Origin of the sequence: uncultured Ramlibacter sp., from assembly GCF_936925435.1 — a bacterium.
GTDB lineage: Bacteria > Pseudomonadota > Gammaproteobacteria > Burkholderiales > Burkholderiaceae_C > Ramlibacter.
The window spans coordinates 47295-68721 of sequence record NZ_CAKZHQ010000044.1 but is presented as its reverse complement, the minus strand read 5'-3'; the positions used below and the strand labels follow the sequence as shown (position 1 = coordinate 68721).

The following is a 21427-nucleotide window of genomic DNA, read 5'->3' as shown; positions in this document are numbered from 1 at the left end:
GAAGGCCCCTCGTGGGGGCCTTACTATCGCGGCATGCAGTACGTCGTCGCCGTGCGCGCCCTGTGCGAGTTCACGGCCAAGCAAGGGGACCTGGACCTGCGGTTCACCCCCTCCCCCAGCGCCCAGGAGGGCATGGCCGGCCACTTGGCCGTGGCCGCGCGCCGCCGCGGCAGCTACGAGGCCGAAGTCAGCCTCCAGGGGGAGTACCGCGAGCTGCGCGTGCGCGGCCGCGCCGACGGCTACGACAGCGCCCGCAATCTCCTCGAAGAGATCAAAACCCACCGCGGCGCCCTGGAGCGCCAGCCGGCCAACCACCGCGCCCTGCACTGGGCCCAGGCCAGGGTTTACGGCTGGCTGCTGTGCCAGGAGCGCGGCCTGCAGGAAATCAACCTGGCCCTGGTGTACTACGACATCGGCAGCCAGGACGAGACGGTGTTCACCGAGCTGCACAGCGCTGACGCACTGCGCGAGTTCTTCGAGGGCCTGTGCGGCCGCTTCCTGGACTGGGCGCGGCAGGAGCTGGCCCACCGCGCGGCGCGCGACGCGGCGCTCAACACCCTGGCCTTCCCGCATGCGCAGTTCCGCACCGGCCAGCGCGAACTGGCCGAGGCGGTCTACAAGGTGGCGGCCAAGGGCCGCTGCCTGCTGGCCCAGGCACCGACGGGCATCGGCAAGACCGTGGGCACGCTGTTCCCCCTGCTCAAGGCCATGCCCGGCCAGGGCCTGGACAAGATCTTCTACCTGGCGGCCAAGACACCGGGCCGCCAGCTGGCGCTCGACGCAGCGCAGCGCATTGTCGCGGCGACGCCGCAGATGCCCTTGCGCGTGCTGGAGCTGACGGCGCGCGAGAAGGCCTGCGAACACCCCGACAAGGCCTGCCACGGCGACTCCTGCCCGCTGGCCCAGGGCTTTTACGACCGCCTGCCCGCCGCCCGCGCCGCCGCCCTGCGCTGCGGCCCCATGGACCGGCCTGCCCTGCGCGAAGCGGCCTTGCAGCACAGCGTCTGTCCCTACTACCTGGGCCAGGAGCTGGCGCGCTGGGCCGACCTGGTGGTGGGCGACTACAACTACTGGTTCGACAGCAGCGCCATGCTCCATGCCATGGCCCAGGCCAACGAATGGAAGGCCGGCCTGCTGGTGGACGAGGCCCACAACCTGGTCGACCGGGCCCGCGGCATGTACACGGCGCAGTTGCACCAGGGCGCGCTGCGCGGCCTGCGGCAAACCGCGCCGGGTGCGCTGAAAAAGCCGCTGGATAAATTGAACCGCGCCTGGAATGCATTGCTCAAGGACCAGGACCAGCCCTACCTGACCCACGGCGAGATTCCCGACAGCCTGCTGCTGGCCTTGCAGCAGGCCGGCGCCGCAATCGCCGACTGGCTGGCCGAGGCGCCGGCCGAGCCGGCACCGGCGCTGCAGCAGTTCTTCTTCGACATCGCGCAGTTCATGCGCCTGGCCGAGGCCTTCGGCAGCCATTCACTGTTCGACACCACGCTGGAGCAGGACGGCCGCGGCAAGCCGGCCAGCATCCTGTGCATCCGCAACCTCATCCCCGCGCCCTTTCTGGCGCCGCGCTTTGCCGCCGCGCAATCGGCCACGCTGTTCTCGGCCACCTTGAGCCCGGTGGATTTTTACCGCGACACTCTGGGCCTGCCCGAGAGCACGGCCACCATCGATGTGGCCTCGCCCTTCGACGCCCGGCAGCTGTCGGTGCAGCTGGTGCGCAGCATCTCGACACGGTTCAACGACAGGCAACGCTCGGCCCAGCCGATTGCCGACCTGATTGCCCGCCAGTACGCACTGCAGCCGGGCAACTACCTGGCCTTTTTCAGCAGCTTCGACTACCTGCAGATGGTCAGCAGCCTGTTTGCCCAGCAGCATCCCGATGTGCCGATGTGGGAGCAGTCGCGCCGCATGGCCGAGCCCGAGCGCCAGGCCTTTCTGGCGCGCTTCGAGGCCGGCGGTCGGGGGATCGGCTTCGCGGTGCTGGGCGGCAGTTTTGCCGAGGGCATCGACCTGCCGGGCGACCGCCTGGTGGGCGCCTTCATCGCCACCCTGGGCCTGCCCCAGGTCAACGCCGTGAACGAGCAGATGAAGGAGCGCATGGCCCAGGCTTTCGGCGCAGGCTACGACTACACCTACCTCTTCCCCGGCATCCAGAAGGTGGTGCAGGCCGCCGGCCGCGTCATCCGCACCCGCGAGGACAAGGGCATCGTCTACCTCATCGATGACCGTTTCGGCCGCAGCGAGGTGCAGCGGCTGCTGCCTGCCTGGTGGGGCCTGCAGCCCGCAAATACGATGCAAACAGGCCTCTAGACCGCGCTGAATAAGCCTGGTTAGCTACCAAAACAGAAGCAAACCCTGTCCATGCAACAAAAATGCGTGGGCCAAGGCCGAGCCGCCCGCGCCTTGCAGGCGGGTTTAGGGCCACGACCCCGACCACCTTGTCCGCAACAGCGCTCAGCCGTCCAGCGCCGGGTAGCGCCTGAAGATGCCCTGCTGGTTGAAAGGGATGCGGCGCTCGCTGGCCAGGTAGGCGGCCAGGCGCTTGTGCTGGCGCACGCCGGCATGCAGGGCCAGCACGCGCGGCGTCTGCTTGAAGGCGCGCTCTGAAGCCTTGGGAAAGGCGTAGCGCAGACCCTCGACCAGCTGGAACAGCGACAGGTCCGCGTACGACAGCTTGACGCCCACCAAGTGCGGCGCAGCACGCCCCTTGTTTTTGGGATTGCGTTCCAGCACAGCCTCGAACCAGGCCAGGAATTTCGGCAGACGGTGCCTACGGAAGTCCGCCGCGCGGCGTTTGGCGGCGGCGCGCTGCTCCTCGTAGTACAGGCCGCTGCCGATCGGATGGTGGCTGTCGTGCACCTCGGTCACGAAGTCGGCGATCGTCAGCTGGATCTGGTGCGTCCACAGGCGGTCGGCCTCGCCGGCGGCCACCAGGCCCAGGCGCGGTCCCAGGTAAAGCAGGATGGCGGCGGTCTGGCCCAGCACCAGCGTGCCGTCCACCAGAAGCGGGCAGGCAAAGGGCGGACGCGCGACGGATGCGTCCTGCAGGTAGTGCGTGAGGGCGGGCATGCCCTGGCCTGCGTCTTCCGGCCCGCGCGCCACGTCGACGTAGGGTGCGCCAGCGGCCTCCAGCGCCAGCCGGATGAATTCGCCGCGGCCCTGGATGCTGGGCCAGTAGTGGAGCTGGTAAGGCTTGCGCATGGGGTTTCTCCTGGCTGTTTTGTAGCACGCAAGGCCGCACCTTTACCCGCTGGACACCCGAGGTCAACGCGGGCGTTGTCCAATAGCGCCATCCCCGGCGCTGTCTGGCCGGGCACAAGGAAACAATGTGAAAGCAGTCTTCGCAGCGATGGCGTTGGCCGGCCTGTCCGGCTGTGTGGCCTATCCCCCTTCCGCCTACAACGCGCCGTATGGCGGCTATGCCAGCGCGCCCTACGCCGTCGATGCGGCGCCGGTCTATGGTGCCCCCGTGCCGGCCTACGGTTACGGCTATGGCTACAACCCAGGTTACGGTTACGGCTACAGCGCGCCCTTGGCCCTGCCCTACGCCGTCCCCTACCCGGTCCCCGTCCCACGCGGCCACGTCAGAACCGACCGCGATCGCGACCACGGCCATGGCCGTCCCGATGGCCCCAGGCCGCGTGATGGCAGGCCACCGGCGCCGCCCCGGCCGGAGCAAAACGCCGACGGCCGCCCGGACCGCCCGCCGCAGGTCGCCGGCCAACCCCGGCCGCCGCGCGACCCGGCCCAGGCCGAACAGCGGCGCTTGCAGCGCGCCGCCGAGGCCAGCCGCGGGGCCAAGGTGGATCCCAATACCGGTGGCTACGGCCCCTGAGAACCTGAACCATATCGGCCCGCAAGCCGCATGGAATGGACCGAAGATGCTACTTATTCAGTAGCAATTCAGTTTGCGAAACACGCTGTAGGCAGTTCTCCATGGCCGGCCTCAACCCGGGCCGACAGACAAGGCGCGTGCGCCGCGGCACAGTGGGCGCATGCCGGATTCACTCATCACCCGACTCGAGACGGATGCCAAGATCATCCGTGTGTTGCTGCTGGTGCGCGCCTCACTTTGGACCACGCACGGCGGCCATTGCAAACTCGCCGGCGATGCCGTCGTCACGCTGGACAACCGCCTGGAGGTCGGTGCCATCGATTCGGCCCTGAAGGCCCTGGGCATCGACGGACAGGAGCCGCTGCCGCAGCTGCCCTAGCTCAGCGCCCGTAGCGACCGATGAGCGTGGCCGATCCCTTGGCGCGCCCGGCCAGCCTGGCAAACAGCTCGTCGCGCGTCAGCCCCGGCGGCAAGGCGCCGGGCTCCAGGTCGGTGGCGATCAAGGTGTAGTTGTAGTGGTGCCAGCCGGTGCCGGCCGGCGGGCACGGGCCCATGTAGTTGCCCAGGTTCTGCGTGCTCTTGCCGCCCACGTACTTGGTGCTGGGCACGGCCACCTCGTTCTCGGCAAAGCCGCCCAGCGTAGGCGAGATGCTGTACGCCACCCAGTGCACCACGCCCAGGCCGCTGCGACCGTCCGGGTCGTAGACCACCATGGCCAGGCTCTTGGTGCCGGCGGGCACATTGCTCCAGGCCAGCGGCGGCGAGACGTTGTCGCCCACGCAGTTCGGGTTCTCCTTGAGGTTGCCGGCGTGGCGCTTCTCCAGCACCCCGCCATCGGCAAAGCTCGACGAGCTCAGGGTGAAGGGCGTGCCCGGCAAGGCCGGCGCCTGGGTGGCGCAGGCCCCCAGCAGGCCGGCAAGCAAGGCCGCTGTGGCGGTGGTCATCAACAAACGCATGGCATGTCTCCTGGGTTGGTCATTGTTGTGGATGCATCAGGGCAGAGCCAGGTCTTTGGCCAGGCGCTCCAGCAGTTCGGCGGGTGTGGCGGCAAAGCGCAGGAAGGCCAGTTCATCGGCACGCACCACGCGGCGGGCGACAAGGTCCTTGAGCCGCTCGTCCAGCGACTTCCAGTCTCTGGCGCGCTCGCCCAGGAAGTACACCGGCACGGCCGCCTGCTGCCGGCTCTTGATGGTCTCGATCACCTGGTAGATCTCCCACTCGGTGCCGGTACCGCCGGGCGTGACCACGATCGCCGCCGAATGGCGGACCATGGCGGCCTCGCGCTGCGCCACGCTGGTGAAGATCAGTCCGTCCGAGACGTAGGCGTTGAAAGCCTTGGCCGCGTCCCCGCCATACGGCTTGCTGGCCGTGGCCTGGGCGGGGTCGGCCGGCCTGTCGTAGTAGGTGGTGTAGCCCAGGCTCGGTCCGCCGGCGGCTTTGGCCCCCTCGTTGCCCGCCTCCATCAGGCCCGGGCCGGCGCCGGTCAGGATGGGAAAGCTGCGGCCATGCTTTGCCGTCCAGGCAAACGCGAACTCGCGGACCGCGGCATAGATGTGGTCGTTCTCACGCAGGGTCTGATCGCACTTGCCGGCGGCATCGCAGGCGCGGTTGTCCTTGGCGATGCGCGAGCTGCCGAAGATGGTGACGAAGCCGCGCGGGTACTTGCCGGCCTTGAAGCTGTCGGCGCAATGGACGTCGCGTGCGGCATCCAGCGGCGCGATGACGTTCTCGACCCCGGCATAGGGACCGACGTAAGACGCATTGGGAACAGCGGGCGCCACGGTGCAATAAAAGCTCTGGTCCACCCGCGGCCCCGCGCCTGCGGCGGGCGCAGGCAGGCCCTGGCACGCGGCCAAAACACAGGCCGCCGCGGCGGCCCCCAGCAGTTTGCGCACATTCATCCGGAACTCCAGTAGGTGGTGAACCGAAGCTACCGCAAACCGGCCTGCCAGGCCAAGCTGAAAATGCTCAGAAGTCGACGGTTGCCGACAGCATCAGGGTTCGCGGCGCGCCCACGGTCACGTAGTTGCTGACCACCCAGTAGTCCTTGCCGGTCACGTTCTCGAGGTTGGCGCGCAAGGTCAGCGGCTTGCCCGACAGCCTGGTGGCGTAGCGTGCGCCGATGTCCAGGCGCGTCCAACCGTCCACTTCCATCCGGTTGGCAGCGTCGGCATACACCGACGAGGTGTTGATCACGCGGCCGTTCAGGCTCAGGCCCTGGGCCCAGGGCGTGTCCCAGTCCAGGCCAAGGTTGAAGGTGGACTTGGGCACGCCGGCCGCATCGTTGCCCTGGTTCACGCCGCCGGCGGTGCGCGTGAGCTTGGCGTCGTTGAAGGCGGCGCTGGCCATCAGGCGCAGGCCGCGCTGGACTTCGCCGTAGGCCGTCAGTTCCAGGCCGCGGTTGGTCTGCTCGCCACCGAAGCTGTAGACGTTGGTCAGCGGATCGGTCATGGCGTTGGGCCGCTTGATCTGGTAGAGCGCGGCCTGGGTGGTCAGCTTGCCCCAGTCCACCTTCACGCCCACCTCGTTCTGCTCGGACTTCTGCGGTGCGAAGGTCTGGCCGGCATTGGCCGTGGTGACGCCGGCCGTGCCGCCGCGCGTCAGGCCGGAGGTGTAGTTGGTGTACACCGAGATGTTCTTCTGCGGCTTGAACACCAGGCCGGCCAGCGGGGTGACGGCGCTGGACTTGTAGCTGCCCGTGCCGGCGCCCGTGGCCGGGTTGAAGTTGTCCTGCGCCAGGGTCTGGTCGCGCAGGCCCAGGGTCAGCAGGAAGCTGTCGTCCATGAACGCCATGGTGTCGGCCACGGCGAAGCTGGACTGCTTGACCACCGCGCTCTTGCCCGGGTTGCCGCGCAGGGCCGTGATGACGGGCAGCTGCGACGGGTTGTAGAGGCTGGAGGGGTTGCTGGTTGGCGAGGTCGCGTAGAAGTAAGCCGTTTCCTGGTTCAGGTGGTTCGCGCCCAAGGCCAGGGTGTGGCGCACGCTGCCCGTGCTGAAACGGGTGCGCAGGCCGATGTCGGCCGACGCGCTGTCCGTCTCCTGGTCGTAGTAGGCGTTGGACACGTTGAAGTTGCCGGCGGTATTGGGACGGCCGCTGGGGAAGATCTGCTGGTAGTCCAGGGCGGTGTAGCCGACGCTGCCGTAGACCGTGGTGCTGTCGTTGAGGTCATGCTCCAGGCGCGACATCAGCGTCTTGACGTTGTCTTCCAGCTTGGTGCCGGGATAGAAGTTCAGGCGGGCCGAGGGCGCGGCGGGGACACCCGGGCCGGCAAAGCTGGTCTGCGGACGGAACTCCTTCGTCTCGCCGCCGGTGGCCAGCGCGTCCAGCGAAAAGCGCGTGCGGGCGCCGGCGTAGTCCAGGCCCAGCGAACCCAGACTCAGATTCTGCTTGCCGCCATCGATGTTGCCTTCGCCACCGCGCACCAGGCCGTTGACGCGCACCCCCCATTTGTTGTCCTCGCCAAAGCGGCGGCCCACATCCAGCTGGGCGCCGAACTGGCTCTTGCCCATGTAGGTGGTGGTCAGCTGCGTCAGCGGGATGTCGGAGGCCCGTTTGGTCACCACGTTGATGCTGCCGCCGATGCTGCCGTTGGGTCCCACGCCGTTGGCCAGCGCGCCCGGGCCCTTGAGCACTTCCACCCGCTCGATCATTTCCAGCGGGATGCGGGTGGTGGGTGCCAGGCCCAGCAGGCCGTTCATGGCGATGTCGCCGTTGCCCACCTGGAAGCCGCGGATCTGGAAGTCGTCGCCGAAGCCGCCGCGCGAGGTCAGCGTGCGCACGGAGGCATCGTTCATCACCACGTCGGCCACGCTCAGGGCCTGCTGGTTCTTGATCAGCTCCGAGGTGTAGTTGGTCGTGCTGAAGGGAATGTTCATCAGGTCGATGTTGCCCAGCAGGCCGAGGCTGCCGCCGCGGGCGAACTGGCCGCCCGAATAGGTCTTTTGCAAGCCGCCGATGGCTTCGGCCTGGTCGGTCACGATCACCTGTTGCAGGGTCTGGCTGGCGGGCGCCGTCTGCGCCACGACGCTCGCCGCAGCCAGAGCCAGGCCGGCGCCAAAGCATTGGCGCACCAGCAGGGCCAGCGGGTTGGGGGCGAAACGGGGGTATTTAGACGCTAATGTGTGCATTTGGAGCCGGAATGAATTGTTGCGAATACGAACAATTCTTATTCTAGCTCGCATTTGATGAGCCATTCAATGCATTCGCCGGATCTCATAGCCCTTCTTGCGCAGCGACTCCACCAACCCGCCCTGCCCCACCATGTGCATCGCACCGACGGCGGCAAAGACGCTCTTGCCCTGGGCATGCAGGGCGTCGATGCCGGCGGCCAGGCCGGGATTGCGATCGTCCAGCACGCGGCGCATCAGCGCGCGCTCGGCCGCGGTGTCGGCGCACTCGCACCAACTGGTGTAGGCCTCCAGCTGCCCGATGTCGCCGCGCTCCCAGACGTCGGCGGTCTTGCGCAGCACACCGACCAGCCTGCCCTTCTCCAGGTCGTCCAGGGAGTCGGTGACGAAGCCTTCGGCCTCGGCGGCGTCCCGGGCCAGCAAGGCCTGCAGTTGCTGGGGCACGGTTTCCAGCGAGACCACCGGCTTGCCCAGGCCCTTGGCCAGCAGCGACAGCAGGATTTCCGAGCCATAGACCGGGCTGAAGCCCTCAGCCTCGCCCGCCCCGGCCATCAGACCGAGCACATGCAGTTCGGGTGCGCCGCGTGCCAGGTCGGCCGCAGGCAGGCAAGCGGCTTTCCATGCGGCCTGCAGGCGCTGGGCCGTTCGCGGGCTGAGGCTGCGCCCCTGCTGCGCGGCCTGGCTGGCGGCAAACGCGCGCTGCACGCCTTCATCGAGCAGGTCGATCTCCAGGGCGACGAGGTCGGCGGCCTGCAGTGCCTGACGCACGCCGGGGCCTGGCGCCATCCATTCGGCGCGGCCCAGGTGCAGCGTGCCATAGAGCCAGGAGTTGCGGCCGTCCTTGCTGACGGACCACAGCAGGCCGCGGTCCCTGGCCTGCGCCGCGGCCTGCTGGAACAGCTGCGGCGACAGCGGTTGCGGCGCCGGCGGGCACGCCGCCTGGGCTGCAGCGGCAAAGGCCCAGCCCCAGGCGATCAGCACCAGCAGCACTCTTGCGTACAGCTCTTGCATCCCTTGCCCTCCTGGTGTCCAGGCAGTTTAGCGCCCTGGCGGCGCTACCAACTTGATAGCAAGACGGGCTTATTTTTCGGGGATTGGAGGCCGATTTACTTGAAAACTCAGCGTCCTCTCACCTGTCTCCTTATTCGATCTTGATGCCGGCTGCCTTGACCACCGGGCCGTAGCGCGCCAGATCGCGCGCCATCTCGCCGTGGAATTGCGCAGCCGTGCCCGGCGTGGCCTCGATACCCAGGGTGCGCAGCTTCTCGCGCGCCTCGGGGTCGGCCAGCACCGCATTGAGCTCGGTAGTCAGGCGGGTGGCGATGGCCGGCGGCAGGCCGGCCGGGGCCAGCAGGCCGACCCAGGAATCGACCACGAAGTCGGGCACGCCGGCCTCGGCGAAGGTCGGCACATCCGGCAGCGCGGAGGATCGGGTCGCGCTGGACACGGCCAGAGCGCGGACCTTGCCGTTCTTGACGAAGCCATGGGCGCCGGCCACCGCGGTGTAGACCAGGGGAATGCTGCCGCCCACCACGTCGGTCAAGGCCTGGCCGCCGCCCTTGTAGGGCACATGGACCAGGTTGGCCCCGGTGCGCATCTTCAGCAGCTCGCCGGCGATATGGGGCGTGCCGCCGGTGCCGGAGGTGCCAAAGGACAGGCCGCCGGCCGTGGCCTTGGACACGCTGATCAGCTCGGCCACCGTCTTGACCGACGCCTCGGGATGGGCCACCAGCACCAGGGTGGCGTTGCCGATCTTGCCGATGGCGGTGTAGTCCTTGAGCGTGTCGAAGGGCACCTTGGCGAAGACGTGGGGGTTGATGACCATGGTGCCGTCAAAAGCCAGGGCCAGGGTGTAGCCGTCGGGCGCCGCGTCCTTGACCAGCACCATGCCGATGTTGCCCGAGGCGCCGGGCTTGTTGTCGACGATGACCTGCTGGCCCAGGCGGCGGCCCAGGAAGTCGGCGACCACGCGGGCACTGGTGTCGGTGACACCGCCGGGCGTGAACGGCACGACCAGGCGGATCGGCTTGGCGGGCCAGGCGGTCTGGGCGGCGGCCGGCAGCGCGCCCAGGGCGAAGGCGCCAAGCGCCAGCACGGTGGCGCCAAGCCAGCGGCGGCGCATTGAGAGGTGGGTCATGCTTGTCTCCTGTTGTCGTTGTGGATCATTGTGGCTTGCGCTTGCGCCTGTGCCAGGCCAGGCTGCGGCCGCCCAGCGGCCGGCCCAGTTGCTGCTCGGCAAACGCCACGGCGGCGTCCAGGCCTTCGAGGCTGATGCCGGTGTCCAGGCCGCTTTGCCGGGCCAGCAGGACCAGGTCCTCGGTCGCCAGGTTGCCGGCCGCGCCGGGCGCGAAGGGGCAGCCGCCGATGCCGCCGGCGCTGGCGTCGAAACGGCGCACGCCGGCCTCCAGCGCGGCCCAGGCGTTGGCCACGCCGAAGCCGCGCGTGTCGTGCAAATGCACGGCGGTGCGCTCCAGTGGGATGCTGGGCGCGGCCGCCTGCAGCAGGGCCCGCAGCTGCGCAGGCGAAGCTGCGCCGATGGTGTCGGCGAAAACGATTTCGCTGGCGCCGGCCGCGAGCATGCGCTCGGCCAGGGCGACCACGGTGGCCGGCGCCACCAGGCCTTCGAAGGGGCACTCCACCGCCACGGCGATGTAGGCGCGGGTGGCGATGCCGGCGGCGAGCGCGGCGCGCAGCGTCTCCTCGGAGACGGCCGTTGCCGTCGCCAGGTCCATGTTGATGTTGCGCTGGTTCATGGTCTCGGTTGCCGACAGCACGACCGCGATCTCGCGCGCGCCCGCCTCGATGGCGCGCTCCAGACCCTTGAGGTTGGGCGTGAGCACCGAGCTGCGCAGGCCCGGCGCCACCGCGGCCAGGCCGGCCAGCACGGCGGCGGCATCGGCCATCTGCGGCACGGCACGCGGCGAGACAAAGCTGGCCACCTCCACGCTGGCGACGCCGGCGGCCTGCAGCAGGCGCACCAGTTCCAGCTTGGCCTGCGTCGACAAGTGGACGGCCTGGTTCTGCAGCCCGTCACGCGGCGACACGTCGGTGATGACGATGGCCTGGCTCATGCCACGGCTCCGCTGGCCCGCAGCTGGGCGATCCGCTCCGGCGGGTAGGCCAGCAGTTCCTGCAGCACGCTCTCGGTGTCCCAGCCCAGGGGCGGCGGCGGGGAAAAGCTGGTTTCGTCCTGCGCCGTCATGCCCGAGAGCTTGACCGGGTTGCCCGGCATGCGCACGCTGCCACCGCCGGCCAGCGGCACATCCACCACCATGTTGCGGGCCAGCACCTGGGGGTCGGCCAGGGCCTGGGCGAAGTCGTTGACCGGGCCGCAGGGCACTCGCGCGGCGCGCAGCCGCTCCAGCCAGTGGGCAGCGTCCTGCTGGATGAACAGCCCGTTGAGCACGGCGTCGATGCGGGTCTTGGCGGCCAGGCGGGCCGGCTGCTGGCGGTAGGCGGGTTTGCGCAGCTCGGGATGGTCGACCACCTCGAGCAGGCGCTCGTAGAAGGCATCGCCGATGCAGGCCACGATGATGAAACCGTCGCGCGTGGCGTAGGTGTTGTAGGGCACATGGACGAAGTGGCCGTTGCCGATGCGCTGCGGCATCTGGCCCGACATCAGGTGCATGGTCGCCATGTAATTGAGCATCGAGACCTGGGCGTCCAGCATGGAGACATCGACATGCTGGCCCTGCCCTGTGCTCTCCCGCGCCGCCAGCGCCGCCAGCACGCCGATGGCGCCGAACAGGCCGCCGCCCAGGTCGCCGATGGGGATGCCGGCGCGCGTGGGCGGGCCGTCGGCCATGCCGGTGATGCTCATGCCGCCGCCCATGGCCTGCACGACCTGGTCGAAGGCCGGGCGATTGATGTCGGGGCCGGTCTCGCCAAAGCCCGTGACCGAGCAGGTGACGATGCGCGGGTTGATGCGCGAGAGCGTGGCGTGGTCGATCTGCAGGCGCTGGGTGACGCCGGCGCCGAAGTTGTCGAAGACCACATCGGCCTGCCGGACCAGGTCGTAGAACACGGCGCGCCCGGCCTCGCTCTTGAGATCCAGGCAGACGCTTTCCTTGCCGCGGTTGAGGGTCAGGAAGTACGCGCCCATGCCTTCGCGCGAGTTGTCGGGGTCGCGCGCCAGCAACTCGCGCGTGCCCTCGCCGCGGCCGGGCGGCTCGACTTTGACCGTGCGCGCGCCCAGGTCGGCCAGCAGCATGGTCCCGTAGGGGCCGGACAGCATGTGGGTGAGATCGAGGACGAGTTTGCCGTGCAGGGGTTTCATTGCAGGGGCGGATTGCAAGCCCCATGCCACAGCAACGGCCTAGGGAAACCCTTATGAATCAATGACTTGTCGGCGAACCCAGGCTGGATCAGAATTCATAAACGTTTCATGAAACGCATGAAACACGAATCTGACACGCCCATGAACTCCCTCCGCAAAGCCCGCCTGTGTTTCCTGAGCTATTCCCACCTGACGCGCCTGGCCATGGCGGTGGCGGCCGAATTCGAGGCCGAGGCCGAGATCGAGTTCGTCGACCGCACCTTCGACCAGGCCGTGGCCCATGCGCGCGCGCGCGAGCAGGACAACGCCGTCGATGCCTTCGTCAGCGCCGGCTCCAACGCCGCCCTGCTCAAGGGCGCACTGCGTGCCCCGGTGGCCACCATCAAGGTGACGGGTTACGACATCCTGGTGGCGCTGCGCAATGCGCGCCAGGTCGCGCGCCGCGTGGCCATCGTCACCTACGGCGACACCATCGCCGAACTCGACGCGGTCAAGGGCTTGCTGGACATCGAGATCGCCCAGCGCGCCTACCGCACGCTGGACGACGCGCGCCAGGCCTTCCAGGCCCTGGTGGCCGACGGCCACCGCGTCTTCATCGGCTCGAGCATCATCGTGGAGCTGGCCGAGCAGGCCGGCCTGCTCGGCATCCTGGCCTATTCGACGGCCTCGGTGCGCCAGGGCTTGCAGGACGCGCTGGACCTGGCCCAGGCCGCGCAGCGTGACGCCGCCCGCTACGACCAGCTCAATGGCGTGCTGCACAACCTGCAGGAGGCGGTGCTGGCGGTGGACACCCAGGGCGTGGTGATCGCCATGAACTCGCCGATGGAGCGGGTGCTGGGACAGGTGCGCCGCACGCTGCTGGGCCGGCGCCTCAGTGAGCTGCATCCCGAACTCTCGCTGGCCGCCACCCTGGCCAGCGGGGCCGAGGAGCGCCAGCAGGTCTGCCAGATCAACCGGCGTGAATGGCTGGCCAACCGCACCCTGATGCGCGAACGCGGCGAGGTGGTCGGCGCCATGCTCACCCTGTACGACGCCACCACCATCCAGGAAGCCGACACGGCGCTGCGCTCGCAGCGCAAGAGCCGCCAGCACCCGGACGCGCGCTGGCACTTCGACCAGCTGCTGGGCGAGAGTCCGGCTTTCCAGCGCGCCAGCGCCAGCGCCCGGCGCTTCGCCGGCACCGACAAGACCGTGCTGGTCACCGGCGAGAGCGGCACCGGCAAGGAGCTGTTTGCCCAGGCCATCCACAACGCTGGCCGGCGGCGCGGCCAGCCCTTTCTGGCGATCAACTGCGCCGCCGTGCCCGAAAGCCTGCTGGAAAGCGAGCTGTTCGGCCATGAGGAAGGCGCCTTCAGCGGCGCGCGCAAGGGCGGCAAAGTCGGCCTGCTGGAGGCAGCCCACACCGGCACCCTGTTCCTGGACGAGATCGGCGACATGCCGGTGTTGCTGCAGACCCGGCTGCTGCGCGTGCTGCAGGAACGCGAGGTGGTGCGGGTCGGCGGCGTCGTGCCCGTGCCGGTGGATGTGCGGGTGATCGCCGCCACCAACCAGCCGCTGGCCGAACTCGTGGCCAGCAAGCGCTTCCGGGCCGACCTTTACTACCGGCTCAATATCCTGCGCCTGCATCTGCCCGCGCTGCGCGAGCGTGACGCCGACGTCCAGGCCCTGGCCCTGGCCTTTGTCGAGCGTGGCCTGCACGACCAGGGCAGCCCGATTGCGGCGCAGGAGCTGCTGGCGCCCCTGGCCGTGCGCCTGCGCGCCTATGCCTGGCCGGGCAATGTGCGCGAACTGGAGAACGTCTGCGAGCGCATCGCCGTGGTCTTCGGCGCGCTGCCACGGCTGACGGGACAGGCCTACGAGGAACTGGCGTCGGACTGCCCCGAGTTGTTTGCCGACCTGGGCGCCGCGGCCGCTAGCCAGGCCAGCTCGCCGCAGCAGCTGGCCCAGGTGCTGGCGGCCTGCCAGGGCAATCGTGCCGAAGCCGCCAGGCGCCTGGGCATCAGCCGCTCCACCCTGTGGCGGCGCATGCGCGAAGGGGACGGCGCATGACAGCTGACCATGCCCTGCCCCTGCCGCCCGGTCTGGTCGCCGTCACCGGCGATGAAGGCGCGGGCAAGACCCGCTTGCTGCGCCGGCTCGCCGAACAGGCAGCGCCCTCCTCCCTCTGGCTGGACCTCGCCCTGCCCGGCCAGGACGCACTGGCGGCGCAGCAGGTCTGGGACGGCCTGCGCCAGACCTGCCCGCTGTGGGACACGCAGCTGCTGGCGCAACTGGTCGAGGCGCTGGGCCTGCAACCCCATCTGGCCAAGCAGCTGTTCATGCTGTCGACCGGCAGCAGGCGCAAGGTCGCCCTGGTGGGACTGCTGGCCAGTGGCGCCAGGCTGACCTGCCTGGACCAGCCCTTTGCCGCCCTGGACGCGGCATCGGCCCGCGTCATCCGCGACTTTCTGGCCGACGTGGCCGACCACCCGGCGCGCACCTGGGTGGTGGCGGACTACGAGGCGGACCCGCGCCTGCCCTGGCGGCGCCAGATCGCCCTGGGGTGATTTGTGATGGGTACGGATGCCAGTGGATGGCGCTCGCTGCGCGCGATTGCAACTTCCTGGCATCGAAGGTACATTGCTGCGACCGCGTACGCCGACCCACCGTGCCCACTCTTCTGATCGTCGAAGACAACGAGATGAACCGCGACATGCTGTCGCGGCGCTTGCAGCGGCGCGGCTACGACATCCTCATCGCGACCGACGGCGCCGAAGGCCTGGCGGCAGCCCAGGAACGCAGCCCCGACCTGGTCCTCATGGACATGAGCCTGCCGGTGATCGACGGCTGGGAAGCCACGCGCCGGCTCAAGGCCGGCGAAGCGACATGCAAGATTCCGATCATCGCGCTGACGGCACACGCCATGTCGGGCGACAGGCAGCGCGCGGTGGACGCGGGTTGCGACGATTTCGACACCAAACCGATTGAGCTTGCGCGCCTCCTGGAAAAGATCGAGCAGTGTCTCGGGCGGGCGGACAGGCGTTGAGCCTTTGCCGGCAAACCAGTTGCCTGGCCGTTCCGGCCAGCCTGGGGACGCTGCTGGCCTTCCTGGAGGCCACCTGCAAGGAAGCCGGGCTGGACGATGAAGCAGCTTTTGCCGTGCGGCTGGCGGGCGAGGAAGCCTGCAGCAACATCATCAACCATGCCTACCGCGGCACGGAGCCGGGGCCGATCTTGCTGGACGTTCGCTGCGATGACGCCCAGGTCGTGCTGCTGATCGAGGACCGCGCGCCTGTTTTCAAACCGGCGGACGCGCCACCGCCGGACCTGACGGGCGACTGGGAGCAGCGGCGTGAAGGCGGCCTGGGCTGGCACCTGATCCGCCAGATGATGGATGAAGTCCGGCACGAGCAGGTCGCGGGCGGCGGCAACCGGCTGCAGATGGTCAAGCGCCTGCGGGCGCACTGAATCTTGTTGTCAAGGGCAGGGGGTCAACGATGGAAATTCATGTGGAGCACCGCGCACCGGCCACGGTCGTGCGCATCGTCGGCAATGTCGACGGCCTGACGGCCGAAGCGCTGCTGGCGCAACTGCAGGCCCATGTGGGCGAAGGCCATGTGTACCTGGTCGGCGACCTGTCCGGCGTGGGCTACACCAGCAGCGCCGGGCTGCGCGCCCTGCTCGCGGTGGTGCGCGACACCCGCAGCAGCGGCGGCGATCTGCGCCTGGCGGCCGTCCATGCGCCGGTCCTGAAGATCCTGGAGCTCAGCGGCTTCACCAGCATCCTCAAGGTCTTCGATGACGTCGATGGCGCCGTCGCCAGCTACAGCGCCTGAGCGCTGTTCCAGGATCCGCCATGAACAACAAGACAGGCAAGAAAAAACGTGTGGCGCTGGTGATCGGGGCCGGCAGCGTCAAATGCGCCGCCGCGCTCGGGCTGTGGCGGGTCCTGCAGCGCGAGGGCATCGAACTGGACATGGTGGTCGGCGCCAGCGGCGGCAGCATTTATGCGGCCAGCATGGCGATCGGCCACACTGTCGACGAAAGCACCGCCCTGACCCAGAAACTCTGGACGCCGGAGATCAGCAGCAAGACCAACTGGAAGGGTTTGCTGGGGGCCTTCATGCCCAAATTGTTCGGCTTCGACGGCGGCTTTGCAATGCTCGACGACCGGCCGATCAAGAAGGCGCTGGAGCGCGCCTTCAGCGGCGTCAGCTTCGCCGACACCAGGCTGCCGCTGTACATCGTGGCCACCGACCTGATGAACGGTGAGCGGGTCGTTCTCAAGGAAGGCAGCATTGCGCAATCCATCCGGGCCAGCACCGCCATCCCCTACGTCTGGAAGCCCGTCGAGATCGGCGGCCGGCGCCTGCTGGACGGCTGCGTCTCCGACCCGATGCCGGTGGCCGTCGCGATGCAGGAGGGCGCGGACATCATCCTGACCATGGGCTTCGAGAGCCCCTATCCGTCGCAGATCCGCTCGGCTTCGCGCTACGCCTTCCACGTGACCAGCGTCTACACCAACAACCTGTTGCGCGCGAACTTCGCCTTCAACAACCTGGCCCACCACACCGAGATCATCCCCATCATGCCGGACTTCGACCGGCCGGTGCGCCTGTTCGACACGCACCTGATCCCCTACGTGATCGAGGAAGGCGCCCGAGCCGCCGAGGCCCAGATGCCCTACCTGCACAGGCTGCTGGAAGACCGCGCCGTGGCGCAGGCTGCGTGAAGTGGGCGGGCAGATGAGCGTCCTGTCCGATGGGCCGCAGCACCGCCTGCTGGTGGTCGACGACAACGAGATGAACCGCGACCTGCTGTCGCGCCGGCTGCAGCGCCAGGGCTTCCTGGTGGAGCTGGCGCAAGATGGCCAGCAGGCGCTCGAAGCCATCGCGGCCCAGGCCTTCGACCTGATCCTGCTGGACATCATGATGCCCGTGATGAACGGCTATGACCTGCTGGAGCGCCTGAAGGCCGACCCGGCGCTGCGCCACATCCCCGTCATCATGATCACGGCCATCGACGATGCGGAGAGCATTGCCCGCTGCATCGACATGGGCGCCGAGGACCACCTGCCCAAGCCGTTCAATCCGGCGATCCTGCGGGCCCGTGTCGATTCGGCCCTGGCCAAGAAGCGCCTGCGCGACCGCGAGCAGGTCTACGCCAAGAGCCTGGAGCGCGAACTGGCCATCGGGCGCGACATCCAGCGCAGCTTCCTGCCGGACACCCTGCCCTCGGTCGACGGCTGGGACCTGTCGGCGCGCTTCCAGCCCGCGCGCCAGGTCGCCGGCGACTTCTATGACGCCTTCGCGCTGCCCGACGGCCGGCTGGGCCTGGTGATGGCGGATGTCTGCGACAAAGGCGTGGGCGCGGCGCTGTTCATGGCCCTGTTTCGCAGCCTGCTGCGCGTGCTTGCGCGCCAGGAGTTCAGCGATCCCGACCCCCGCACGGTCGTGGTGCACACCCTGGCCAGCATCAACGACTACATTGCCCAGACGCACAGCAAGGCGAACATGTTCGCCACCGTGTTCTTCGCCGTGCTGTCACCCGCGACCGGCGAGCTGCAGTACGTCAATGCCGGCCACGACCCGCCCGTGGTGCTGGACCCCGGGTCGCCAGCGCCGCGCCGGCTGGCGCCGACCGGGCCGGCGGTCGGCCTGCAGGCCGGGCTGCTCTTCCGGGCCGAATCCACCGTGTTGGCGCCCGGCGCGCTGCTGCTGGCATTCACCGACGGCGTGACAGACGCAAGAGACCAGGATGCGCAGATGTTCGGCGAGGACCGCCTGCTGGCGCTGCTCGGGGCCGAGCCTGACGCCAGCGTGGGGGCACTCCTGGACAGCATCGAGGCGGCGCTGGCCAGCCATGTCGGCGACGGTCCGCGCTTTGACGACATCTCCCTGCTGGCGGTGCGCCATGGCTAGCAAGGACCGGTTGACGCTGGACCAACAGATTCTGGCCGATCCGCAGGAGGCGACCCGCCAGCGGGCGGGCCGCCGGCGCCACATGAACGTTGTCACCTTCCCCAAGGTGCGGTTCATCGGCTTCCAGCTGATGATCATTGTGATGGTGGGCCACAACCTCCTGATCCTGCACGAGACAGCCTGGAAGCCCATGGCCACCTATGCGTTGCTCGTCGAACTCTATTGCCTGGTCTCGTGGCGGGTCCTGGTGCAATGGTTCGACCGGGTCAAGGCCTTCGACCTGGGCCTGCTCTTCCTGACCATCGACCTGGTTTTCTGGACCGGTGCCGTCTATGTGTCCGGCGGCTACAGCAGCTGGCTGTTTTTCCTGCTCGCGTTGCGGGTCGCCGACCAGGCTTTTGTGAGCTTTCGCCGCGCCGCCCTGTTCGCCCACCTGGCGCCGCTGTTCTACGTCGTGATGCTGGTTTACCAGGCCACGGCCGACGGCGTGACGGTCGATTGGGGCCAGGCGCTGGCACTTACCTTGCTTCTGTACCTGTCGTCCCTGTACCTCCTCATGAGCGGACTCAATGCCGAAAGACTGCGCGAACGCTCCGCTGCCGCGGTGCGGTTGGCGCGCGACTCCATCCAGCAGTTGCAGGAGCGCTCGCGTCAGCTCGCCTTCGCCAAGGAGCAGGCGGAAGCGGCAAGCGTCGCCAAGTCACAGTTCCTGGCCAATATGAGCCATGAACTCAAGACCCCGCTCAACGCCGTGATCGGCTACTCGGAAATGCTGATCGAGGAGCCGGACACCGACACCGCCACCCGGCAGGCCGACCTGGGCAAGATCAGGGCCTCGGGCCAGCACCTGCTGGCCCTGGTCAACGAGGTGCTCGAACTGGCGCGGCTGGAAGCGGGCAAGACCGGCGTCAGCCTGGAGGAAATCGACGTGCCGACGCTGGCACAGGAAACCGCCGTCGGCCTGGCGGGCCTGGCGCGCAAGAACCGCAACACATTGGAGATCGAATGCGCGCCCCAGGTGGGCCGCATGGTCACCGATCCGGCCAAGCTGCGGCAGATCCTGCTCAATTTGCTGGGCAACGGCCTGAAGTTCACCGAAGGCGGCCGGGTGCAACTGGACGTGCAGGCGTCGGCCGATGGCAGGAGCCTGCGTTTTCGCGTCGCCGACACCGGCATCGGCATGAGCGCCGAGCACCTCGCGCGGCTGTTCCAGCCCTTCACCCAGGCAGATGGCTCCAGCACGCGCAAGCACGGCGGCGCGGCCCTGGGCCTGACCCTGTCCAAGCGCTACTGCGAAATGCTGGGCGGCAGCCTCAGTGTAGAGAGCACCTCCGGCGCCGGCACGGTCTTCACCGCTGTCCTGCCCCTGGCACCGGTCCCTGCAACGCAGGCCGCAGCATGAACATGGCCCCTTCCCCCGGTCCTGCGATCCATCCCATCGTCCGCGTCGACTTCCTGACGCGCGTGGTGACGATGCCGGCCATCCTGCTGATGGTGATCCTGCACCTCTATCCGGCCGGACTGACCCTGCCCTTGCTGGGCGCGCTGGTGGTCCACACCCTGGTCTGGCCGCACATCGCCTACCACCTGGCACGGCGCAGCAAGACACCGAAGGCGACCGAGCTGCGCAACCTCCTGATCGACGGCCTGGTCACCGGCGTCTGGCTGACGGTGTTGCAGCTCAGCCTCTGGCCCAGCACGGCGATCATTGTCGCCATGGTTGGCGGCCTGCTGAGCGTCGGTGGCCCGGCGCATGCGGTGCGCGGGGTGGTGCTGATGCTGGGCGGCGTCCTGCTGTCGGCCAGCGTCGTCGGCTTGCAGATCCAGCCCGACTCCAGTCTGAGCGTCTCGCTTCTGAGCAGCGCCGCGCTGTTCGGCTACATGCTGACCTTCGCCTACCTGTCCCACGCGCAGTCCAAGCGGGTTGTCAACGGCCTGCGCCAGATCCGGCAGCAGCACGCCGAGATCGTGGAAAAAAGCCTGCTGCTGGAGCAGCGCGGCCTGGAACTGAACGAGGCCAAGGAGAGCGCGGAAGCGGCGAGCCACACCAAGTCGCAGTTTCTGGCCAACATGAGCCATGAACTGCGCACACCGCTGAACGCGATCATCGGCTATGCGGAAATGCTGGCCGAGGAAGCGCAGGACATAGGGCGCACGGGCTTCGTCGACGACCTCGAGCGCATCCGGGGCTCGGGCAAGCACCTGCTGTCCCTGATCAACGAGATCCTGGACCTGTCGAAAATCGAGGCGGGCAAAATGGACCTGTTCATTGAGAGCTTCGAACTCAAGCCCATGCTCAAAGGCGTGGTCGACAGCATCGCCCCCGTCATCGCCGCAAACGGCAACCGCTTCGAGCTGCAGATCCCGGCGTATGCGATCGCCATGCACACCGACCAGACCAAGCTGCGCCAGATCCTGTTCAATCTGCTGTCCAACGCCTGCAAATTCACCGAGCGCGGCACCATCACCGTGAATGTGGAACTCGAGGCCGGCCGGGGCGAGGTGGTACTGGCCGTCCATGACTCGGGCATCGGCATGACCGACGAACAGCTGGGGCGGCTGTTCCAGCCCTTCACCCAGGCGGACGCGTCCACCACGCGCAAATACGGAGGCACCGGCCTGGGCCTGACCATCAGCAAGCATTTCGCCTCCATGATGGGAGGTGACATCGCAGTGTCGAGCCAGCCGGAACGCGGCAGCATTTTCACCGTCCGCCTGCCGCTTGACGCGCGCGCCGCGGCCTGAAGCGCCGTGCGCCGCAGCCCCCGCTCAGGACAGCCGCAGTTCCATGCGGACGGACCCGCCCGCGTCCCAGGGCCAGTCGGCCCCCTGCTGCATGCCGTGCTTTTGCATGAAGGCGAGCATGCGCTCGTTCGATTCGAGGACGTCGCCGTAGAGCTGCTGCACGCCGGCGCTGCGCGCGCCTTCGATCAGCCTGGTCATCAGGACGTGGGCCACGCCCGATCCCTGCCAGGAGTCAAGCACGCTCACGCCCAGTTCGGCGCGCCGCTGCCTGGCATCGACCACATGCCAGCCGCCCTCGCCGACGATCTCCTCCCCGTTGGGGCCCCAGATGCAGGCCACCCAGGCGGCGTGGAGTTCGCCTTCAGCCCCCAGCAGGGAGTCCAGCAGGCCCGGCGCATCGGCGCCGACCGCGCCATGAAAGCGGTTGCGGCGCGACGCGGTGCTCAGTTGCTGGACGAAGCCGCGCATGCACTGCCCGTCTTCCGCTCTGGCGCGGCGGACGAAAACGGTGGGCAGGGGCGTGTCGGGCATCGTCGC

The 21427-nt window shown here is 68.5% G+C and carries 21 protein-coding genes; 12 read left to right on the top strand and 9 right to left on the bottom strand.

The annotated features are described in order from the left end of the window. Positions 1-33: 33 nt before the first annotated feature. A complete protein-coding gene (locus Q0632_RS17005) occupies positions 34-2316 on the top strand; it encodes an ATP-dependent DNA helicase (RefSeq protein ID WP_298932386.1) in 2283 nt (760 codons plus the stop codon). A 144-nt stretch (positions 2317-2460) separates the two neighbouring features. On the opposite strand, the gene Q0632_RS17000 is transcribed toward Q0632_RS17005, so the two are convergent. Then, on the bottom strand, positions 2461-3207 hold the full coding sequence (locus Q0632_RS17000) for a glutathione S-transferase (RefSeq protein WP_298932384.1): 747 nt from the start codon (positions 3205-3207) through the stop codon (positions 2461-2463). 127 nt (positions 3208-3334) lie between these two features. Between Q0632_RS17000 and Q0632_RS16995 the strand changes: the two genes are divergently transcribed. Together Q0632_RS16995 and Q0632_RS16990 are read left to right on the top strand one after the other, a co-directional pair. Then, the gene (locus Q0632_RS16995) at positions 3335-3841 is read left to right on the top strand and encodes a hypothetical protein (RefSeq protein WP_298932382.1); all 507 of its coding nucleotides are present in this window, start codon (positions 3335-3337) and stop codon (positions 3839-3841) included. Positions 3842-4001: 160 nt separating this feature from the next. Next, the gene (locus Q0632_RS16990) at positions 4002-4220 is read left to right on the top strand and encodes a hypothetical protein (RefSeq protein WP_298932380.1); all 219 of its coding nucleotides are present in this window, start codon (positions 4002-4004) and stop codon (positions 4218-4220) included. 1 nt (position 4221) lies between these two features. On the opposite strand, the gene Q0632_RS16985 is transcribed toward Q0632_RS16990, so the two are convergent. The 7 genes from Q0632_RS16985 to Q0632_RS16955 all read right to left on the bottom strand — a co-directional run bounded on the left by Q0632_RS16985 (position 4222) and on the right by Q0632_RS16955 (position 12245). Further along, the gene (locus tag Q0632_RS16985) at positions 4222-4797 is read right to left on the bottom strand and encodes a YbhB/YbcL family Raf kinase inhibitor-like protein (protein WP_298932378.1); all 576 of its coding nucleotides are present in this window, start codon (positions 4795-4797) and stop codon (positions 4222-4224) included. A gap of 36 nt (positions 4798-4833) precedes the next feature. Then, a complete protein-coding gene (locus Q0632_RS16980; RefSeq protein ID WP_298932375.1) occupies positions 4834-5742 on the bottom strand; it encodes an LOG family protein in 909 nt (302 codons plus the stop codon). 67 nt (positions 5743-5809) lie between these two features. Continuing rightward, the gene (locus Q0632_RS16975) at positions 5810-7969 is read right to left on the bottom strand and encodes a TonB-dependent siderophore receptor (protein ID WP_298932373.1); all 2160 of its coding nucleotides are present in this window, start codon (positions 7967-7969) and stop codon (positions 5810-5812) included. A 66-nt stretch (positions 7970-8035) separates the two neighbouring features. Further along, positions 8036-8980, bottom strand: a complete 945-nt coding sequence (locus tag Q0632_RS16970; RefSeq protein ID WP_298932369.1) for a TraB/GumN family protein — start codon at positions 8978-8980, stop codon at positions 8036-8038. 130 nt (positions 8981-9110) lie between these two features. Beyond that, positions 9111-10106 (bottom strand): tripartite tricarboxylate transporter substrate binding protein, encoded by a 996-nt coding sequence (locus tag Q0632_RS16965; protein WP_298932368.1) that lies wholly within the window; start codon positions 10104-10106, stop codon positions 9111-9113. Positions 10107-10131: 25 nt separating this feature from the next. Beyond that, complete coding sequence (locus Q0632_RS16960; RefSeq protein ID WP_298932366.1) at positions 10132-11040, bottom strand: hydroxymethylglutaryl-CoA lyase; 909 nt, start codon at positions 11038-11040, stop codon at positions 10132-10134. Beyond that, a complete protein-coding gene (locus tag Q0632_RS16955) occupies positions 11037-12245 on the bottom strand; it encodes a CoA transferase (protein ID WP_298932364.1) in 1209 nt (402 codons plus the stop codon). Before Q0632_RS16955 ends, Q0632_RS16960 begins: the two co-directional genes overlap by 4 nt. A 141-nt stretch (positions 12246-12386) precedes the next feature. Between Q0632_RS16955 and prpR the strand changes: the two genes are divergently transcribed. From prpR to Q0632_RS16910, 9 genes are read left to right on the top strand one after another with little or no spacing between them, the layout of a single operon-like run. After that, the gene (prpR, locus tag Q0632_RS16950; protein ID WP_298932362.1) at positions 12387-14294 is read left to right on the top strand and encodes a propionate catabolism operon regulatory protein PrpR; all 1908 of its coding nucleotides are present in this window, start codon (positions 12387-12389) and stop codon (positions 14292-14294) included. Beyond that, positions 14291-14791, top strand: a complete 501-nt coding sequence (locus Q0632_RS16945; RefSeq protein WP_298932360.1) for a hypothetical protein — start codon at positions 14291-14293, stop codon at positions 14789-14791. Before prpR ends, Q0632_RS16945 begins: the two co-directional genes overlap by 4 nt. A gap of 26 nt (positions 14792-14817) precedes the next feature. Further along, entirely contained in the window at positions 14818-15270 is a 453-nt protein-coding gene (locus tag Q0632_RS16940) for a response regulator (protein WP_298932359.1), read from the top strand. Next, positions 15267-15692 (top strand): ATP-binding protein, encoded by a 426-nt coding sequence (locus Q0632_RS16935; RefSeq protein WP_298932357.1) that lies wholly within the window; start codon positions 15267-15269, stop codon positions 15690-15692. Before Q0632_RS16940 ends, Q0632_RS16935 begins: the two co-directional genes overlap by 4 nt. A 29-nt stretch (positions 15693-15721) precedes the next feature. After that, entirely contained in the window at positions 15722-16060 is a 339-nt protein-coding gene (locus Q0632_RS16930; protein WP_298932355.1) for an STAS domain-containing protein, read from the top strand. 20 nt (positions 16061-16080) lie between these two features. Further along, positions 16081-16956 (top strand): patatin-like phospholipase family protein, encoded by an 876-nt coding sequence (locus tag Q0632_RS16925; RefSeq protein ID WP_298932353.1) that lies wholly within the window; start codon positions 16081-16083, stop codon positions 16954-16956. Positions 16957-16969: 13 nt separating this feature from the next. Beyond that, on the top strand, positions 16970-18145 hold the full coding sequence (locus Q0632_RS16920) for a SpoIIE family protein phosphatase (RefSeq protein WP_298932351.1): 1176 nt from the start codon (positions 16970-16972) through the stop codon (positions 18143-18145). Further along, positions 18138-19547, top strand: a complete 1410-nt coding sequence (locus Q0632_RS16915) for a HAMP domain-containing sensor histidine kinase (protein ID WP_298932348.1) — start codon at positions 18138-18140, stop codon at positions 19545-19547. The genes Q0632_RS16920 and Q0632_RS16915 overlap by 8 nt, the downstream gene beginning before the upstream one ends. A gap of 2 nt (positions 19548-19549) precedes the next feature. Further along, a complete protein-coding gene (locus Q0632_RS16910; protein ID WP_298932346.1) occupies positions 19550-20890 on the top strand; it encodes an ATP-binding protein in 1341 nt (446 codons plus the stop codon). 24 nt (positions 20891-20914) lie between these two features. On the opposite strand, the gene Q0632_RS16905 is transcribed toward Q0632_RS16910, so the two are convergent. Further along, positions 20915-21421, bottom strand: coding sequence for a GNAT family N-acetyltransferase (locus tag Q0632_RS16905; protein WP_298932343.1), 507 nt, complete (start codon positions 21419-21421; stop codon positions 20915-20917). Between the last annotated feature and the right edge of the window lie 6 nt (positions 21422-21427).

Excerpts from the sequence above, each read along its gene's own strand:
- prpR (WP_298932362.1), top strand. The coding sequence starts at position 12,387 with ATGAACTCCCTCCGCAAAGCCCGCCTGTGTTTCCTGAGCTATTCCCAC.
- Q0632_RS16970 (WP_298932369.1), bottom strand. The coding sequence starts at position 8,980 with ATGCAAGAGCTGTACGCAAGAGTGCTGCTGGTGCTGATCGCCTGGGGC.
- Q0632_RS16925 (WP_298932353.1), top strand. The coding sequence starts at position 16,081 with ATGAACAACAAGACAGGCAAGAAAAAACGTGTGGCGCTGGTGATCGGG.
- Q0632_RS16955 (WP_298932364.1), bottom strand. The coding sequence starts at position 12,245 with ATGAAACCCCTGCACGGCAAACTCGTCCTCGATCTCACCCACATGCTG.
- Q0632_RS16915 (WP_298932348.1), top strand. The coding sequence starts at position 18,138 with ATGGCTAGCAAGGACCGGTTGACGCTGGACCAACAGATTCTGGCCGAT.
- Q0632_RS16930 (WP_298932355.1), top strand. The coding sequence starts at position 15,722 with ATGGAAATTCATGTGGAGCACCGCGCACCGGCCACGGTCGTGCGCATC.
- Q0632_RS16980 (WP_298932375.1), bottom strand. The coding sequence starts at position 5,742 with ATGAATGTGCGCAAACTGCTGGGGGCCGCCGCGGCGGCCTGTGTTTTG.
- Q0632_RS16920 (WP_298932351.1), top strand. The coding sequence starts at position 16,970 with ATGAGCGTCCTGTCCGATGGGCCGCAGCACCGCCTGCTGGTGGTCGAC.
- Q0632_RS16945 (WP_298932360.1), top strand. The coding sequence starts at position 14,291 with ATGACAGCTGACCATGCCCTGCCCCTGCCGCCCGGTCTGGTCGCCGTC.
- Q0632_RS16960 (WP_298932366.1), bottom strand. The coding sequence starts at position 11,040 with ATGAGCCAGGCCATCGTCATCACCGACGTGTCGCCGCGTGACGGGCTG.
- Q0632_RS17000 (WP_298932384.1), bottom strand. The coding sequence starts at position 3,207 with ATGCGCAAGCCTTACCAGCTCCACTACTGGCCCAGCATCCAGGGCCGC.
- Q0632_RS16910 (WP_298932346.1), top strand. The coding sequence starts at position 19,550 with ATGGCCCCTTCCCCCGGTCCTGCGATCCATCCCATCGTCCGCGTCGAC.
- Q0632_RS16905 (WP_298932343.1), bottom strand. The coding sequence starts at position 21,421 with ATGCCCGACACGCCCCTGCCCACCGTTTTCGTCCGCCGCGCCAGAGCG.
- Q0632_RS17005 (WP_298932386.1), top strand. The coding sequence starts at position 34 with ATGCAGTACGTCGTCGCCGTGCGCGCCCTGTGCGAGTTCACGGCCAAG.
- Q0632_RS16985 (WP_298932378.1), bottom strand. The coding sequence starts at position 4,797 with ATGCGTTTGTTGATGACCACCGCCACAGCGGCCTTGCTTGCCGGCCTG.
- Q0632_RS16975 (WP_298932373.1), bottom strand. The coding sequence starts at position 7,969 with ATGCACACATTAGCGTCTAAATACCCCCGTTTCGCCCCCAACCCGCTG.
- Q0632_RS16990 (WP_298932380.1), top strand. The coding sequence starts at position 4,002 with ATGCCGGATTCACTCATCACCCGACTCGAGACGGATGCCAAGATCATC.
- Q0632_RS16965 (WP_298932368.1), bottom strand. The coding sequence starts at position 10,106 with ATGACCCACCTCTCAATGCGCCGCCGCTGGCTTGGCGCCACCGTGCTG.
- Q0632_RS16940 (WP_298932359.1), top strand. The coding sequence starts at position 14,818 with ATGGCGCTCGCTGCGCGCGATTGCAACTTCCTGGCATCGAAGGTACAT.